The sequence below is a fragment of the Sorangium sp. So ce381 genome (assembly GCF_051473845.1).
Lineage (GTDB): Bacteria > Myxococcota_A > Polyangia > Polyangiales > Polyangiaceae > Sorangium > Sorangium atrum.
Genome location: NZ_CP150336.1, coordinates 6595915 through 6612769, shown reverse-complemented (window position 1 = coordinate 6612769; position 16855 = coordinate 6595915). Strand labels below are relative to the sequence as shown.

Here is a 16855-nt window from a genome sequence, read left to right as displayed (position 1 = left end):
CTCAGTGCTCCTCCTTGCCGAGCTCGTGGTTCAGCTCCTTGACCTCGGTCACGGGAATGAACGGGAAGAGGCGGAGGAAAATCAGGATGAGCAGCAGGAAGAAGCAGATCGTCCCGATGAACATCGAGATATCGACGTACGTCGGGTGGTAGGCGTGCCACGCCGACGGCATGAAATCGCGCTGCAGCCCCATGACGATGATCACGAACCGCTCGGACCACATCCCGACGTTCAGGAGGATCGAGATGATCCAGAGCAGGATCATGTTCTTCCGGACCCGCGGGAACCAGAGCAGCTGGGTGACGAGCACGTTGCAGATCATCTGCACCCAGAAGACCGCTGCGTTCGGCCCGACGGGGCGCGCGACGAAGAACTGGTAGATCTCGGTCGCCTCTCCGCTGTACCAGGCGACGAAGAGCTCGATGACGTACGAGTAGATGACGATCCAGCCGGTCACGAGCGCCATCTTGCTCAGGTTGTCGATGTGGCGCTGGGTGACGACGTTCTCCAGGTGGAAGATCCGGCGCGCCGGGATGAGCAGCGTCAGCACCATCGCGAAGCCGGAGAAGATGGCTCCGGCGACGAAGAACGGGGGGAAGATGGTCGAGTGCCAGCCCGGGACGAGCGCCATCGCGAAATCGGTGCTCACGATCGAGTGCACCGAGAGCACGAGCGGCGTCGCGAGCCCTGCGAGCAACCCGTAGAGGAGGCGGTAGTGTCGGTAGGTGACCGCGGAGCCGCGCCAGCCGAGCGACAGGACGCCGTAGACGATCCGGCGGAGGCGGCCCGGCGCCCGGTCGCGGAGGGCCGCGAAGTCGGGGATGAGCCCGACGTACCAGAAGACGAGGGAGACCGTGAAGTACGTGAACACGGCCGCGGCGTCCCACGGCAGCGCGCTCTTGAACTGGGGCCATAGCCTCAGCGTCGCGGGGTAGGGGACGAGCCAGTAGGCGAACCATGGCCGGCCGAGGTGCATGAGCGGATAGATGCCTGCCTGGATGACGGCGAAGAGGGTCATCGCCTCGGAGAAGCGGTTGATGCTCGTGCGCCAGCGCTGCTCCAGGAGGAGCAGGATCGCGGAGATGAACGTCCCCGCGTGGCCGATTCCGATCCACCACACGAAGTTGATGATCCCGAACGCCCAGCCCACCGGGATGTTGTTTCCCCAGACCCCGATGCCCGTGGTGATCGTGTAGGTGATGGCGAGCAGGAGCACGGCCGTCCCGGCGCCGGTGATGGCGAACGCCGCCCACCAGAGCCTGGATCGCGGCTTCCAGACGACCGACAGGAGCTCTTCGGAGAGCTCCTCGTCGGTTGGCCGGCCGAGGATGAGGGGCTCCGTCACGGCTCGTCGAGCTCCGGGTTCTTGTTGTCGACGCGCGCGAGGTACATGGTCCTCGGCCGGGTGCCCAGGTCGTGGAGCACCGCGTAGCTCCGCGGCTCGCCCCGCCACGCCACCACCTCCGTCCCCTCGTGCGCGAGAGAGCCGAACTGGATCGCCTGCGTCGGACAGGCCTGCTGGCACGCGGTGACGACCTCTCCGGGGCGGATCGCGCGGTCTTCCACCCGCGCGGCGATCTCCGCCCGGCGGATCCGCTGGACGCAGTACGTGCACTTCTCCATGACGCCGCGCTCCCGCACCGTCACGTCGGGGTTGCGCTGGAGCTTCGTGAGCCCCGTGTTGTACGCGCGGAGCTCGCCGTAATCGAACCAGTTGAAGCGGCGGACCTTGTACGGGCAGTTGTTCGAGCAGAACCGCGTCCCGACGCAGCGGTTGTAGGTCATCTCGTTGAGCCCGTCGGGGCTGTGCGTCGTCGCGTTCACCGGACACACGTACTCGCACGGCGCCTTCTCGCAGTGCTGGCACAGCATGGGCTGGTGGACGACGGCCGGGTTGCTCGGGTCTCGCGGGTCGTCGGACACGTACGTGTCGATGCGGAGCCAGTGCATCTCGCGGCTGTTCAGGACCTCCTCCTTGCCCACCACGACGACGTTGTTCTCGGCCTGGCACGCCGTGACGCACGCGCTGCAGCCGGTGCAGATCGAGAGATCGATCGTCATGGCCCATTGGTCCTTCGGCGCCCCGGGGGGAGGCGTCGGGGGCATGAGGGACGGCAATGGCCCCTTGAGCGCCTCCGTGAAGTCGGGGCGCTCGCGGTAGACGGCGAGGGGGATCGAGAGCGCTATGGGGCGCCCCTCCAGGCTCCAGTGCCGCTGCGTCAGGGCGAGCTTGTGCTTCTGGTCCGGCCGCTTCGTCACCGAGGCGCCTGCCGCGAAGAAGGGCGCGGCCGCGGTGCGGAGCCGGTACGCGTCGGACCCCACCCCCGCGGCGATCGACTCGGCGCCGCTGCGCCCGTAACCGAGCGCGAGCGACACCGTGCCGTCGGCGTGCCCCGGCGCGACGAGGACCGGTATCGAGATCGTTCGCCCCCCGAGCTCGAGATCGACCACATCCTCGCTCTCGACGCCGAGCGCCTTCGCCGTCGCCGGGCTGAGCAGCGCGGCGTTGTCCCAGGTGAGCTTGGTCATGGGATCGGGCAGCTCGAGGAGCCACGGGTTGTTGGCGAACCGGCCGTCATAGACGCTCGCGTCGGTCGAGAAGGCGACCTCGATGGCGTCCGCCTTCGGCGGGGCCGCCGCCGCGAGGTGCGCGAGCGCCGCGGTCACCCCGTCGAGCCGCAGCTTGGCGTCCTCGCGCGGGGCTGCGGTGCCCTCGACGAGCCCGCGCCGGAGCGCGTCCTCCCAGAACGCATCGAAGTCCGCGCCGCCCCGGCGCGCGGCCCAGGTGTCGCGCAGGAGGTCGCGCGCGCTCTTCTGCGTCTCGCCCGCGAACACCGCGAGCACCTCGGCGGCGGTCCTGCCCTGGAAGAGCGGCTCGATGAGCGGCTGGATCAGCGAGCTCGTGCCGTCGTACGCGCGCGCGTCTCCCCAGGCCTCGAGATCGTGCGCGGCGGGCACGAACCAGTCGCAGCCCGCGGCGGTCTCGTCCTCGTAGAGCCCGAGGTAGACCCGGCTCGGGACGGAGCGGAGCAGCGCCGGGAGCTCGAGATCCGCGGGCGCCGTGTAAACCACGTTGTTCTCGAGGAGCACGAGGGTATCGACGGCGCCGCGGCGGAGCTCCTCGGCGAGCGCCGTGAGGTCCTGCTCGGCGGCGCCTGCCGTGATCAAGGTCCCCGCGGTGGTCCACGCCGCGCGGTCGTTGCGGAGCGCCGCGTTCATGAGGTGCGCGAGCGCGTGCACCCCGGGAGGCTGCCGCTCCCCCGCGACGACGACGCTCGCCGCGCCCCCGCGCGCGAGGTCGCGCGCCACCGCCCGGGCGAAGCGCCTCTCCGCCTCGCTGACCCGCGCCCGGAGGGGATCGAGCGCGCCGAGCGCCTGGGGAGGGATGAGCCCCGGGCGAGCGCCCTCGGTCAGGAGCAGCTCGGCCGCGATCGCCGCGGCGATCGCCGGCACGTCGCTCGGCCGCTTGCGCAGGCGGTGATCGGCCATGCTCCCCGTCGGGGTCAGCCCGGGCTCGATCACATAGAGCCGGTTCATGGTGCCTGTCGGCGAGCCGATGCGCCTGCGCTCCGCGAATTGGCGCGAATACCGCACGCTGAACGGCATCGACGCGAGGAAGTCGGCGTCGAGCGCGAGGATGACGTCGGCTGTCCGGAAGTCGTACTGCGCCTGGAGCGGAGCGCCGAAGGCGAGCTCGGCCCCTCGCGCCGGGTGCGCCGATCGAGCGGGCGCGTAGAACGTGAACCGGGCCGCCGGATAGCGCGCCTGGACGCGGCCGATGAGGTCGAGGAGGAGCGGAGAGCCGGTGGGCCGAAGGACGAACCGGAGCCCGGCGCCGCGATCGCTCCGGGCGCCCTCGAACTGCTGGACGAACGCGCGCCACGTCGCCGGGGCCGCGCCGCGGCGCGCCGCGCGCGCGCGGTGCTGATCGTAGAGGCCGAGCACCGACGCCTGCTCGTAGACGCCGGTCGAGCCGAGGCTCGCCGGGTGCTGCGGATTGCCTTCGACCTTCGTCGGCCGCCCCTCGTGGCTCTCGACGAGGACGCCCGTCGCGAACCCGTCGAGATCCAGGCTGGTGGCGTAATACCGGAGCACGCCCGGCGTCACCTCGGGCGGCGTCGTCACGTAAGGGACGATGTTGTCCCCGGCCCTCGATCTGCACCCGGACACGCCGGCGAGCGCCATGCCCGCGCCGAGGAGCTCGAGCCAGCGCCGCCGGCTCATCGCGGCCGGATTGCCCGCGCTCGCCGGGAGCTCCCGCGCCGCGGCCTCGAGGAGCTCTGGTGACTCGAGGAGCTCCGCGAGGCTGCGCCAGTACGCTTTACCCGTCTTGCCGTCGAGCGCGGCGCTCCACGGGATCTGTTTCTGATCAGCCATCGTCCCTCTTCAGGTCATCGTTGGATCCGCGCCGCCGCCCTGACGGCGCTCCGCTGCTGGCCGCCCATGGCCCCTCGTCCTCTCGCGCTCTCGTAGGTGTCCTGGTCGCTCCTCGATGATCCCCTGTGTGTCGCTCCGTTCGCGCCCGCGCGCGCTCACCTGTGGCAGGCCGAGCAGTGGACGAGGTGCCGCACGCCGAGCTGCTGCGCGATCTGCCGGCCGATCCGCTCCGCGTCGGGGCCCGGGTCCCAGTCCATGTCCGTGATCGCCGAGAGCGGGCGGAGGTGGCGCTCCGGCGCCCTGTGGCACTCGAGGCACCAGCCCATCGTCATCGGCGTCGCCTGCCGGACCTCGGGCATCTGATCCACGCGGCCGTGGCACGTCACGCACCCGACGCCCTTGTTCACGTGGATCGCGTGGTTGAAATAGACGAAGTCGGGCACGTCGTTGACGCGGTTCCAGACGATCGGCGTGCCCGAGAAATAGCTGTTCCGGACGAGCTCGAGCTTGGGGCTCTGATTCCAGATCTGGCTGTGACAGCCCATGCAGACCGCTGTCGATGGCATGCCCGCCGTGGCCGTCCGCCCGACCGTGTAATGGCAGAACCGGCACTCGATGGCGTCGTCCTGCACGTGGTGCCTGTGGTCGAACTGCACGGGCTGCTGCACGGGCAGGTGCCGCCCGGTGTTCCAGTCCGTGCGCACGTAGATCATCGGCGCTGCCACGGCCGCCGCGCCGCCGAGGATGACGGCGGCGATGGCGAGTCGGAAAGCGGTGTTGCTCCAGCGCGGAAAAACGGATGCCATGCTCTCGTGTGGTTGGCCTCGCTCGAAGTGCGGCGATGGGGCCAGCTCCATCGATATCGATGCGTGGATCGCAGGGCTCGTTTCGCGATCTCGCCGCGCCCCGAACGCCGGCGTAGGCGCGTCAGGGGGAGGCCGCAGCGGCGCCGTCCGGCGTGCGCGCGCGGCGGGCGTCCTCGAACGCGCGCGGGGCGTGAGAGCGCCTCCAACACCGGATCTTCGCCGCCCTGGGCTTCGATCTACGATATCGTCCGGCGATGAGGCCGTCGAGCTCAGCCCTGTCGTCCCTTCCGAGCCTCGCGCTCATTCTGGCGGCCGAGCTCGCGTTCATCGCCTGCTCGCGCGAGGAGTCGATCTCTCCGCTGCCGCCCGGCACGACCGGCGGGGCCTCATCGGCCGCAGCCGGCGGGGCGGACGCGAGTGGGGGTGGCAGCAGCGGGGCTGGCGGCAGCGGCGCTGGCGGCAGCGGGACGGGCGCGAGCGGGGCTGGCGGCAGCGGGGCTGGCGGCAGCGGGGCTGGCGGCGGCAGCGGCGCTGGCGGCAGCGGCGGCGGCGAGCCCGCAGAGGGATTCAGCTGTGCGCCGCCGAGCGAGGACGAGGGCGTGCTGAAGCTCACGACGGTCGTCTCCGGCCTCGATCACCCGCTCCTCGTGAAATCCGCGCCGGGCGACCCCACGCGGCTCTTCATCCTGACGCAGCCTGGCCAGATCCTCGTCCTCGACGACGGAGCGGCGGAGCCCAAGGTGTTCCTCGATATCCGGGACCGCGTCCTGTTCAATGACAACGGCGAGCGCGGTCTCCTCGGGCTCGCCTTCCACCCGGATTACGAGGACGGCGGTCGCTTCTTCGTCCACTACACGGACAAGGCGACGGGCGGCAACGCGCGCGTGGTCGAGTTCGCGCGGGGAGAGCGACCGGACGTGGCCAGTCCAGATCCGGTGGCCACGTACCTCGAGGTCGTGGATCTGCACCGGAACCACAACGGCGGTTCGCTCGAGTTCAGCCCGATCGACGGCTTTCTCTATCTCGGGCTCGGCGACGGCGGGGACAACAACGACGCGGGCCCCAACCATGCGGACATCGGCAACGGTCAGGCGCTCACGACGCTGCTCGGGAAGATCCTTCGCCTCGACGTCTCGACACACCCGTACGGCATCCCGGAAGGGAACATGACGGGCGAAGGCGTCCTGCCCGAGATCTGGGACTATGGCTTGCGGAACCCGTACCGCTTCAGCTTCGACGCATGCACGGGCGATCTCTACATCGCGGACGTCGGTCAGCGCCTCTGGGAAGAGATCGACATCGAGCCGGCCGGGCAGGGACGGAAGAACTACGGCTGGCGCCGGATGGAGGGCGCGCACTGCTTCATTCCCGCGGAGAGCTGCGATCTCGACGGGACCATCACGCTCCCCACCGCCGAGTACGGCCATGCCGGGCAGGTCATCGAGGATTGCTCGGTCACCGGCGGCTACGTCTACCGGGGCAGCAGGATCCCGTGGCTCCGGGGGAGCTACTTCTACGGCGATTACTGCAGCGGCAGGGTCTGGACGCTCACGTATGAGGGCGGGGTGGCCTCGGCGCCCGTCGACCGGACGGACGATCTCGGGTCGTTCGGCTTCCGCATCGCCAGCTTCGGGCAGGACGGGGCCGGCGAGGTCTACGTGGTCGACCTCGGCGGCACCGTGTACCGCATCGATCCGGAATGAGCGCTCACGGTCCGGAGTGAGCGCTCAGGCCCCTTTCGCCGCGCCGGCGCACGGCCGTGCGCGCCGCGCTGGCGCAGCGCCGCGCCGGCGCTGGCGCCGGCCTTCACATGGACCAGCGGAGCCCGGCGTAGCGCGGGCCGATGACGAGCTCGGGCGGCGGCGCCGGCGCGGAGGCGGCCTGCTTCTCGGGCTGCACCGGCACCTTGCGGCCGCCGATGATGGCCAGCGGGATGCCGACGCCGGCGAGGACGAGCCCGCCGACGACGAGCCCGACCCCGGCGCCTTCCGTGTCGTCTTCCTCGTAGACCTCGTCGTCGGCGAACGGGTCGCTGGAGTCGTACCCGCAGCTGTCGCCGGCGCACGAGGAGGAGGAGGCGAGCACCAGGCCCCCGCCCAGGAGGGCGACGGTGCCGAGGCTCGTCAGGACGATGCCCGTGACCATCATCCCCTTGCTGCGGCGCTTGGTCAGCGGCGCAGCCGGGGGCGCCGGCGCATGCGCGGCGACCGGCGCGAAAGGCGCGCCGCTCGCTCGCAGCGCGGCGGCGCCCGCGGGTGCCGTGGCGCCGCTCGGCGGGGGCGCGGCGGCGCCGGCGGGCGCGGGGGGGCCGCTCGGCGGGAGGGCGGCGTTGCGCGCCGGCGCGCCCGGGGGCAGCGGCGGGATGGCCAGCGTCTCCGAGGCGCCCGCCCGGCTGAGCTCCACGGACCTCGCGAACGGCGCTCGGCCGGCGGCGGAGGCCTCCACCGTGTGCTTCCCGGGATCCACGGGCACCGGCGTGCCCCACTGCGCGCGCCCCACGAGGGCGCCGTCGCGCTTCACCTGGAGGTCGGCCGGGGAGTCGGCCGGCGCCGTGATCGTCAGCCGGATGAGCCGCGGCTCGAGCGCGGCGGCGCGCTGTCGGGCGACCTTCTCGCGCTCCAGCTGGCCGGCGGCCTTCGACGCGCCGGCCACCTCGAGGAACATCGACCAGGCGCTCGCCGTCCGGCCGAGCTGCTCGTAACAGGCCGCGAGGTTGAACTGCGTGCCGATGCCAGGGTCGAGCCGCTGGCTCTCCTCGAGCTTGGGGCACGCGTCGGCGTATTTGCCCTGGGCCATCAGCTGCTTGGCCGCGTCGAACAGGGCCTGCGCGGCCGCCGTGTCGGCCCTCGCGTCACGGCCGCCCAGCAGGGCGGCAAGGAACATCGCGAGCGCCAGCAGGCGCCCGAGGTGCTGCACGGGCAGGCTCGTCATCGTGGTGTCCTCACTTGCGATCATCGAACAGGTTGCCGCCGGGCGGCGCAGCGGCCGGGGCGGCGGGCGGCCGGGTGGCCGGAGCCTGCTGCGTGGCGCTCGCGGCGGCCGGGGGTCGCGGCGCGGCGCTCGGCCGCCGCGGCGCGGTGGGCTTGCCGCTGGCCGTCGCCGCGGGGGGGATCTCGGCCGGGGCCGGCGCCGCCGGGCGGTCGTCCGTCGGCGCGGGGGCCTCGGCGCCGCCGGGCGTGACGGTCGGCGAGAGCGACGCGGGCGCGGTCGGCGGCTGTGCCGCGGCGTCCGCCAGCGACGGCGCGGCCGAGGCGCTGGCGGTCGGCTCGGTCGCTGCGCCGTCGCCGCGCGCGCGGGACGTCAGGAACGCGAAGACCGCGATCGCGGCGATCAGCGACACGAAGGCGCCGGCCGCGACGGCGAGCCCCACCGGTCGCTTTCGCGTCACGACCGTCCCGCTCCACGTCGGCGAGGTGTTCAGCGACGTGTTCACAACGGTCGGCGAGGTCACCCCGCTCGCCGAAGGGAGCTCCGGCCGCGGGGGCCCCGAGCTCCGCGAGATCCCGCTGATCCGGTCGACGGAGAGCCGGGCCCGCCCGGTCGCGAACGGCGCGAGCGCCTCGGCCAGCTCCCCGACGTGGCGGAACCGCTGCTCCGGCAGCTTCTCCAGGCACTTGCGGATCACCGCCTCGAGCGCCCGGGGCACGTCGGAGCGGAACGCGGCGAGGGGGCTCGGGATCCCCTGCATGATCGCCACGCAGAGCTGCGGCATCGTCGCGCCGTCGAACGGCGGCGCGCCGGTGAGCAGCTCGAACAGGATGACGCCGAGCGACCAGATGTCGGTGCGCGCGTCGACGTCGCGCGAGGACTTGAGCTGCTCGGGCGACATGTAGAGCGGCGACCCCATGATGGCCTTCGTGTCGGTGATCCGCGGGTCGGAGCCGCCGGTCGCCACCTTCGAGATGCCGAAGTCGAGCACCTTCACGCACGGGGAGCTGTCCGCCCGCCGCGTGAGGAACAGGTTCGCGGGCTTGAGGTCGCGGTGGATGATGCCCGCGGCGTGCGCCTCGGCGAGCGCCTCGCAGGCCTGGAGGACGTACTCGACGGCCGCCTGCGGGGTCATCGGCCCGCCCGCGCGGAGCGCGTCGGCGAGGTCGCTGCCCGACAGGTACTCCATCACCATGTACGGCGTGCCGGACTCGAGCGTCCCGACGTCCGTCACGCGCGCCACGTGCTCGCTCTTGACCTTCACCGCGGCGCGCGCCTCGCGCACGAAGCGCTCGGCGAGCGTGCGCGACTTCGCCGCCTCCGGCAGGAGCAGCTTGATCGCGACCCGCTCCTCCAGCTGGAGGTGGGTGGCGGCGACGACGACGCCCATCCCGCCGGCGCCGATCACCCGCTCGACGCGGTACTTCTCGGCGATGACCTGCCCCGGTCGCACCAGCCCCTCGGCTTCGTCGTGTGTCGGCGCGGTGGTCGTCATGGCTCGGTCCCTTCGCGCGCCGGACCGCGGACCCCGTGAACAGCGCGATCTTCGCGGAAAATCCGGTGCAAAGCCAGCCAACGATAGCCGCCGGACGGACGGCAATCAATCTCGGGGCTTGGCTCCGCCGCGCCGGCGTGGCCTGCGCGCCGTCGGGTTCGTGCCATCACCAAGCGCGCCGCCGCGCCCGTGCCGGCGCGCCGCCGCCCGTGCCGGCGCGCCGCATCCCCGTGCCGGCGCGCCGCGTCCCCGTGCCCGCGCGCCGTGGCGTCCCCAGGGGCCCTCCCGTCCTCCCGCCAGGACGCTTCCCCCGGCCGTGAATCCGGGAGAACATCGCTCACCTCATGGAGCACGGTTACCCCGGCGGCGCCAGTGAGCGGCGCCAGCGGATCCTCGAGGCGACAGAGCGGCTCCTCCGCCGGTACGGGCCTGCCAAGACCACCGTCGCCGATATCGCGCGCGAGGCCGAGATCGCGGTCGGCGCCGTGTACCTGGAGTTCGCCTCGAAGGACGCGATCGTCGAGGAGCTCTCCCAGGGCGAGCACCGCGCCGTCATGGCCGCGATGCGCGCCGCCGCGGCCGGGGACGGCGTGCCCTTCTGCGACCGGCTGCGGGCGGTGTTCGACGCCCGCGCGCGGGCTTTCCTCGAGCTCGCCGGCTCGGGCGCGCACGCGTGCGATCTCGTGCATTGCCAGAGCCGCGCCGTGAAGGCAGCCCACGCCCGCTTCCTCGACGAGGAGCGCGCGCTCCTCCGCGATCTCGTCGCGCGCGGCGCCGGCGCCGGCGAGCTCGACGCCGCCGATCCCGAGCTCACCGCGCGCGCCCTCCTGCGCGCCTATGCGAGCTTCGCGCCTCCGTGGCTGTTCCAGAGCTCCCGTGAAGAGGTGGAGGCGATGCTGTCCGCGGTCCACCGGATCGTCCTTTACGGCCTCGTCGGCCGCGAGCCTGCCCGCGCCGCCCGCAAGCCCGAGCGCTGAGTCCGCGCCGTCAGCCTCAGGGCCTGCGCAGGCTCGCGGACTCGGATACGACCCAGTCCCTGAAGGCGGCCACCGGCTTTCGCCGCAGGCTCGCGCGCGTGCTCACGAGGTAGTAGGCGAGGCCCGTCGGCAGCGCCGGGAGCCTGGGAAAGAGCAGCACCAGGCGGCCGAGATCGAGCTCTGAAGCCGCGAGCGACCAGCGCGCGAGCGCCACGCCCTGACCGCGCACCGCCGCATCCACGAGCATCGACGAGTCGGTGAGCTGGCTCTGGCGCACCCGGGCCGGGAGGCGGCGCGAGCGCTCGCGAAACCAGCGGCCCCAGGCGTCGGGGTGGTCGTCGCCGAGCAACACCTCGTGGCTCAGGTCCTCGACGCGCCAGCGAGCGCGCTTGCTCGCGACGCTCGGCGCGGCGGCCACGATGAGGGCGTCGTCCGCCAGCTTGACGGTGACCAGGCCCGGGTAGCCGCCGAGGCCATAACGGATGCCGATGTCCACCGGCTCTCTCGCGAGATCGATGAGGCGCTCGGTGGCGGAGATGCGCACGTCCACCTCCGGGTGGCTCACAAGGAACTGCCCGAGCCGCGGCACGAGCCAGCGCGCCCCGAACGACGGCGTGACGCTGACCGATACGGCGGGCCGCGCGTCCGCGGCGGGCCGCCGCAAGCGGGCGTTCGCCTCGCGCAGCCGGGCGAACACGACGCCCAGCTCCGCAGCCCAGCGCTCGCCGTCCTCCGTCAGGCTGATGCCGTGCGGCGAGCGCCGGAACAGCGCCGTCTCCAGCGTGTCCTCGAGGGCGCGGATCTGGTGGCTGACGGCCGTCTGGGTCACGCCCAGCTCGCGCGCCGCGTGGGTGACGCTCGCATGGCGCGCCGCGGCCTCGAACGCCTGCAGGGCGGTGAGCGACGGCAGCGGCGGAGGGCGATCCCCCGGGGCGGGGCCGGTCATGAGAATTTCTCATGGTTCATGGAAAACATTCGTTCGCTCGTCCTGATGCGCCGGGGTATCCCGGGAGCCATGAAGCTCTACCGACTCCGATATAGCCCCTTCGCCCGCAAAGTTCAGATGCTTCTCGACCTCCTGGCTCGCCCGTACGAGCTGGTCGAGGTGCCGTACGACGATCGCGACGAGCTGGCCCGCGTGACCGGCGGCTATATCTACGTGCCCGTGCTGGTCGGCGACGACGGCCAGGTGACGGTCGAGTCGCGGCGGATCTGCGAGCTCCTGCTCGAGGACCCTGCCGCCAGGCGCTTGACGCTGGACGCCCTCGAGGGGCCGGTCTGGGCGTACGCGGACTTCTGCGACGGACCGCTCGAGGACGTGCTGTTTCGGATCGCGTCGCCGCGCATCCGCGACGCCTGGGAGCGGCCGGGTCAGCGCGCCCTGTACACGCTGATCAAGGAGCGCAAGTTCGGCGCCGGCTGTATCGAGCAGTGGGAGCGCGACACGCCGGCGCTGCTCGATCGCGCGCGGACCCTGCTCGCGCCGACCGTCAGGACGCTGAAGCGAGCGCCGTTCCTGTTCGGCGAGGCCCCGAGCCTCGCGGACGCGGCGCTTTACGGCAACCTGGCGATGTTGTTCGAGGCGGACCGGGCGCTGCCCGGAGCGCTGGCGGCGGAGCTGCCGGGGTACATATCCCGGCTCGAGCGGCTCATCCCGCCGCGGTGAGCCTGGGCTCCCCCGCTGCGCTCATCGCCCCGCTTCGCAGGATTCACCAGTTCGGCTCAGCTGCAGACGCCCTCGACGCACTCGCTGCCGCTCGGGCAATCGCAGTTCGCCTCGCAGGAGATGGCCGGCTCCGGCGGGGGCGCGCAATAGCCACCCTCGCACGAGTCGCCCTCGGGGCACTCGCACGAGGCCGCGCACGGTGTCTTGCAGGTCCCTTCGACGCACACGTCGCCGCTCGGGCAGTCGCACGACGCCTGGCAGGCGCCCGGGGTCCCTGGTGAGCTCTCGCCGCCGCCGCTCGCGCTGCTCTCGCCGCCGCTCGCGCTGCTCTCACCACCGCTGCTGCTCGCGCCGTCCTCACCGTCGGTGTCCTCGTCCGGATCCGGGCGCTCGAAGTCGGGAGCGTCGGGGGCGCCGGGCTGGTCGATACAGTCATCGCTCCAGTCGCAGTCGTCGCCAGTCTCGATGTAGCAACCGACCGTCGTCATCGAGATAAAGGACAAAGAGAGACCGAGACCCCATTCGAAGGCCGTGCGCATGTTCATGTGTCATCACTCCTGATCAGCGATGGATCCAGGGCAGCGGCGCGGCTCGTCGGCGCGGCGCCCTCTGCCCACTCGGAGCTGCGTGCCCGCTGCTACGCGCTCCGTTCAACGGGCCGCGCCCCTGCGCACGATCTCGACGGCCGCCGGTCCGGAGCTCCCGGGCGGCGGGATGGACCCCGGCGGTCGATCGCGCCCCCTGGCCGTCGATTTCAGCCGTCCGGACCCCTGGCGGTCGATTTTGCCGACCGGCGTTGAACGTTCCGGACCCCTCCGGGCACGAAACCGACGCGCCGACCATGAACGCTCTCCTCCACGCCGGGCACGACGGGGTGTGCCTCATGTCGCCCCGGGCTCTCCGACGCTTGTTGATGGCAAACGGGCAACGCCGCCGGGCGCGTTCGGGTGTAACGATGATGGCGCAGGGATGGACCGAGATGGGACGGAGCGAGCAGCGGGTTTTCCGGGGGCAGAGCCGTCCGGCGACGTCGAGCCCCCGCGCGCCGGGGAGAGGTGGCGACCGATGAAGACCATGGCGCTCCTCATGCCGTTCTTCTTCGCCCGCGGCGCCGAGCGCGCGCAGGACGCGGAGGAGGACCTCGTCGAGCGGCTGCGGCGCGGGGACGCCGCGGCGGTCGGCGAGGCGTACGACAAGCACTACGGCGCGGTGCGCGGGTTCGCCCGCCGCCTCACCGGCGACGACGCGTCCGCCGAGGACCTGGCCCACGACGTCTTCCTCAGCCTGCCGCAGGCCGCGCAGCGGTTCCGCGGCGGCTCGTCGCTCAAGACGTTCCTCATCGCGATCGCGGTCAACCACGCCCGCCACCACCTCCGCTCGGCGGCGCGGCGCCGCGCGGCCATGGAGCGGCTCGCCCTGGAGCCGGACGAGGAGCACGCGTCGAGCCCCGAGCGGGAGGCCGGCCGCGCCGCGCTCGCCCAGGCCCTGAACCGCGCCCTCGACGCGCTGCCGACGGCGCAGCGCGTGGCGTTCGTGCTCTGCGAGGTCGAGGAGCGCAGCGCGCGAGAGGCATCCGAGATCATGGGCGTGCCCGAGGCCACCGTGCGCACGCGGCTGTTCCACGCCAAGCAGAAGCTCCGGACGCTGCTGGAAGAGAGGGCGCCGTGAAGGAGAAGGACGACGTGCTCCGCGAGGCCGCGCGCGCGCTGCGCGCAGAGGCAGACGCGTCGCGCGGCCGCCGCGACGAGACGCGCGCCCGCGTGATGAGGAGCCTGAAGGCCCAGCGCGCCCGTCGCCTCGCGATGGTCCGCGTGGTGGTCCCGCTGGCCGCCGTGCTCGTCGGATCGGTCGCGTGGGCCTCGGCCGCGCGCTGGTTTCCAGGCGGCTGGGACGACGTCGCGTCGCGGCTCGGGCTGCGCGTCTCCGAGGCGCCCAGCATGCCGCCCGCGCCGCCGCCGCAGCGCGCGCTGTCCGGACCGCGGCACGCGGCCGAGGCGCCCGCGCCGCCGGAGGCCGAGGCGCCCGCGCCGCCGGAGGCCGAGGCGCCCGCGCCGCCGGCGGCCGAGGCGAGCGCGGAGGCGGTCGCGCCGGAGCAGCCGCCGCTGCCTGCGCCGATCGCGGAGCCCCCGATCGCCCCCGCGCCGCCGCGCGCGCCGGTGCTGGCGGTCGCGCCGGTCCGGTCGGCCTCGCGCCCGGTCGCGGCCGTCGCGCCGAGCGCCGCGCGCCTGCCAGCCGCGCCGCGGCCGGCCGCGGGCGATCCGCAGGCCATCGAGCGCCCGCCGGCCGGCCCCGACGCAGACGCGCTCTATCAGGCGGCGCACCGCGCGCACTTCGTCGAGCGCAGCCCGGCGGCCGCGCTCGATGCGTGGAACGCGTACCTGGCCGCCGCCCCGCACGGCCGCTTCGCCGTGGAGGCCCAGTACAACCGCGCCCTCTGCCTGGTGCGCCTCGGCCGCGCGGACGAGGCGCGGCGGGCGCTCGAGCCGTTCGCGCAGGGCGCCTTCGGCGGCTACCGCCAGACCGAGTCGCGCTCGCTGCTCGAGGCGATGCGCGGCGCGGACGAGTGAACGTCGCGGCGCGTGAACGAACGCGACGCGAGCGGGCACAGCACGGTCGATGAACACACCCGCCCTCGCACCTCTCCCCGCGCCGCCGCGGGGCTCGCCGCGCGGTGACCGGAAGACGTCCGCGCGCGGCGCAGGCCTCCGCGCGGGCGTCCTCCTTCTGCATGCGCTCGCGGCGGCGGGCGCGCTCGCCGCGGTCACCGCGCCTCCCGCGCCTGCGCTCGCCGAGGAGCCGAGCGCCTCGGGCGTCGATCTCGTCGTCGACGGCGCGCCGTGGACGCTCGATCCCGACGCGGTGCGCGCCGCCATCGGGAGCGAGCTCGGCGCCGGCGTGACGCTGGCCCCCGCGGCGACCGCCGGGCGCCCCACGCTCGTCCTTCGCGGCGAGCCCGACGGCCGCGTCACGCTGAGCTACAGCGCCGCGGACGGCCGCCGCATCGAGCGCACCATCGATGTCCCCGCGGAGCCCGATCGCGCCGCCGAGGCGATCGCCCTGCTCGCGGGCAACCTCGTCCGGGACGAGGCGGCGGAGCTCGCGGCGGCGTTCGGCAAGCGCCCGCCCGAGGCGCCGCCCGCCGCGCAGCCGGAGACCGCAGCGCGCCCGGCGCCGCCCGCCGCAGGCGGGAAGTCCGCGCCTCCCCGCGGCGCGCGCCCCGCGCAGGCCGGACGCGGCGCGCAGGCCGCGCGCGCCGCGACTCCGGAGCCTCTTCGTTGCGCGCTCCCCGGCGCGAAGGCCGTCCTCCTCGGCGCCGACGTCCTCCCGTTCGTCGGCACCTCGACCTTCGACGGCACGAACGTCGTCCGCCGCTACTCGCTGAACCTCATCGCCGGGTACACGGCGGGCGTCGCGGGCCTCGAGCTCGGCCTCGGGGTCAACATCGCGTCGTCGTTCCTGTGCGGCGCGCAGCTCTCGTCCGTCGCCAACCTCGTGCTCGGTCCGGCGCGCGGCGCGCAGATCACGACGGGGCTCAACGTCGCCGGCTCGCTCCAGGGCGCGCAGGTCGGCTCGTTCAACGTCGCCGCCGGCCCGGTCGCGGGCGCGCAGGGCGGCATGATCAACGTCGCCATCGGCGCCGTGGACGGGGCGCAGCTCGGCGTGGCCAACGTCGCGGCGGGCGCCTCGATCGACCTGCAGGTCGGCGTGGCCAACGTCGCGGTGAGCGACGCGACCGACGTGCAGGTCGGCGTGGCCAACTTCGCCGCGGGCGCAGCGACCGACGTGCAGGCCGGCGTCGTCAACGTGGCCGCGGGCAAGTCGACCGGCACGCAGATCAGCGTGGCCAACGTGGCCGCGGGCGAGTCGACAGGCCTGCAGATCGGGCTCCTGAACGTCGCCACCGGCAAGGTGGGGGGCGCGCAGATCGGCCTCGTCAACTACGCCGACGAATCGCCGTTCTCGCTCGGGCTGTTCAACTTCATCCGCAAGGGCCGCCTGCACGTCGACGTCTGGGGGCTCGAGTCCGGCATCGTGGTGGCCGGCCTCAAGAACGGGAGCGACCACATCCACAACATCTACGGCGTCGGCCTTCGCACGATCGGCAACCGCCCTCTCCTGGTCTCCGCGCTCGGCCTGGGCGGCCGCATCTCCATCCACCAGCGCGCCTATATCGACCTCGACGTGCTCGGGTACACGCTCCACGAGCCCTCGACGCTCAAGCCCGCGGCCACGATCGCGCAGGCGCGCGCGCTCCTCGGCTTCCGCCTCTTCCCGGAGCTCGCGATCTTCGGAGGCCCCAGCGTCAACGTCGCGTTCAGCGGCACCCCGAAGGACGCCCAGCTCAGCCCCTACGGCAGCGCCCCCCTCGGCTCCGACGCCAGCAGCACCGAGCGCGCCTGGCCCGGCGTCGTGCTCGGCGTCCAGGCGTTCTGATCCAGCCGTCGCGCTCGCTGGCGGGGCGGGTTGACTGGCGCGTGAACGAATTTACTTTTCGTTCATCGATTCATGGAGCTCGCCCGAGCGGTTGCTCGCGGCGGTCTACGTGAGCCCATCCGCGCGCTGCGCCGCCCTCACGGGCGGAGGTGCGGCGCGCTGTCCACGCAGT

Annotated in this window: 13 protein-coding genes; 6 read left to right on the top strand and 7 right to left on the bottom strand. The window is 73.1% G+C overall.

Annotation, left to right across the window (positions count from 1 at the left end; all coding sequences use genetic code 11):
* Nucleotide 1: 1 nt before the first annotated feature.
* The 3 genes from nrfD to WMF29_RS24535 form a co-directional block, all read right to left on the bottom strand.
* The gene (nrfD, locus tag WMF29_RS24545) at nt 2-1345 is read right to left on the bottom strand and encodes an NrfD/PsrC family molybdoenzyme membrane anchor subunit (protein WP_437322570.1); all 1344 of its coding nucleotides are present in this window, start codon (nt 1343-1345) and stop codon (nt 2-4) included.
* Nucleotides 1342-4377, bottom strand: a complete 3036-nt coding sequence (locus WMF29_RS24540; RefSeq protein WP_437322569.1) for a TAT-variant-translocated molybdopterin oxidoreductase — start codon at nt 4375-4377, stop codon at nt 1342-1344. The genes nrfD and WMF29_RS24540 overlap by 4 nt, the downstream gene beginning before the upstream one ends.
* Before the next feature lie 155 nt (nt 4378-4532).
* Nucleotides 4533-5183: a cytochrome c3 family protein gene (locus WMF29_RS24535; protein WP_437322568.1), complete on the bottom strand. Its 651-nt coding sequence runs from the start codon at nt 5181-5183 to the stop codon at nt 4533-4535.
* 254 nt (nt 5184-5437) lie between these two features.
* On the opposite strand from WMF29_RS24535, the gene WMF29_RS24530 reads away from it, so the two are divergent.
* Entirely contained in the window at nt 5438-6886 is a 1449-nt protein-coding gene (locus tag WMF29_RS24530) for a PQQ-dependent sugar dehydrogenase (RefSeq protein WP_437322567.1), read from the top strand.
* 103 nt (nt 6887-6989) lie between these two features.
* On the opposite strand, the gene WMF29_RS24525 is transcribed toward WMF29_RS24530, so the two are convergent.
* Together WMF29_RS24525 and WMF29_RS24520 are read right to left on the bottom strand one after the other, a co-directional pair.
* Nucleotides 6990-8114, bottom strand: a complete 1125-nt coding sequence (locus tag WMF29_RS24525; protein WP_437322566.1) for a hypothetical protein — start codon at nt 8112-8114, stop codon at nt 6990-6992.
* Between the two features lie 10 nt (nt 8115-8124).
* Nucleotides 8125-9606, bottom strand: a complete 1482-nt coding sequence (locus tag WMF29_RS24520; RefSeq protein ID WP_437322565.1) for a serine/threonine-protein kinase — start codon at nt 9604-9606, stop codon at nt 8125-8127.
* A gap of 344 nt (nt 9607-9950) precedes the next feature.
* Here WMF29_RS24520 and WMF29_RS24515 point away from each other — a divergent pair, with 344 nt between their 5' ends.
* A complete protein-coding gene (locus WMF29_RS24515) occupies nt 9951-10583 on the top strand; it encodes a TetR/AcrR family transcriptional regulator (RefSeq protein WP_437322564.1) in 633 nt (210 codons plus the stop codon).
* Between the two features lie 16 nt (nt 10584-10599).
* On the opposite strand, the gene gcvA is transcribed toward WMF29_RS24515, so the two are convergent.
* Nucleotides 10600-11529 carry a transcriptional regulator GcvA gene (gcvA, locus tag WMF29_RS24510; protein WP_437322563.1) on the bottom strand — a complete coding sequence of 310 codons (930 nt, stop codon included), beginning with the start codon at nt 11527-11529 and terminating at the stop codon, nt 10600-10602.
* Between the two features lie 69 nt (nt 11530-11598).
* Between gcvA and WMF29_RS24505 the strand changes: the two genes are divergently transcribed.
* Nucleotides 11599-12249 (top strand): glutathione S-transferase family protein, encoded by a 651-nt coding sequence (locus tag WMF29_RS24505; protein ID WP_437322562.1) that lies wholly within the window; start codon nt 11599-11601, stop codon nt 12247-12249.
* A 56-nt stretch (nt 12250-12305) separates the two neighbouring features.
* On the opposite strand, the gene WMF29_RS24500 is transcribed toward WMF29_RS24505, so the two are convergent.
* Nucleotides 12306-12737 carry a hypothetical protein gene (locus WMF29_RS24500; protein WP_437322561.1) on the bottom strand — a complete coding sequence of 144 codons (432 nt, stop codon included), beginning with the start codon at nt 12735-12737 and terminating at the stop codon, nt 12306-12308.
* A 577-nt stretch (nt 12738-13314) separates the two neighbouring features.
* Between WMF29_RS24500 and WMF29_RS24495 the strand changes: the two genes are divergently transcribed.
* The 3 genes from WMF29_RS24495 to WMF29_RS24485 are packed head-to-tail and all read left to right on the top strand — an operon-like array spanning nt 13315 to nt 16683.
* Nucleotides 13315-13917, top strand: coding sequence for an RNA polymerase sigma factor (locus WMF29_RS24495; protein ID WP_437322560.1), 603 nt, complete (start codon nt 13315-13317; stop codon nt 13915-13917).
* Nucleotides 13914-14816, top strand: a complete 903-nt coding sequence (locus WMF29_RS24490) for a tetratricopeptide repeat protein (RefSeq protein ID WP_437322559.1) — start codon at nt 13914-13916, stop codon at nt 14814-14816. The genes WMF29_RS24495 and WMF29_RS24490 overlap by 4 nt, the downstream gene beginning before the upstream one ends.
* A gap of 49 nt (nt 14817-14865) precedes the next feature.
* A complete protein-coding gene (locus WMF29_RS24485; RefSeq protein ID WP_437322558.1) occupies nt 14866-16683 on the top strand; it encodes an LA_2272 family surface repeat-containing protein in 1818 nt (605 codons plus the stop codon).
* Nucleotides 16684-16855 lie beyond the last annotated feature (172 nt).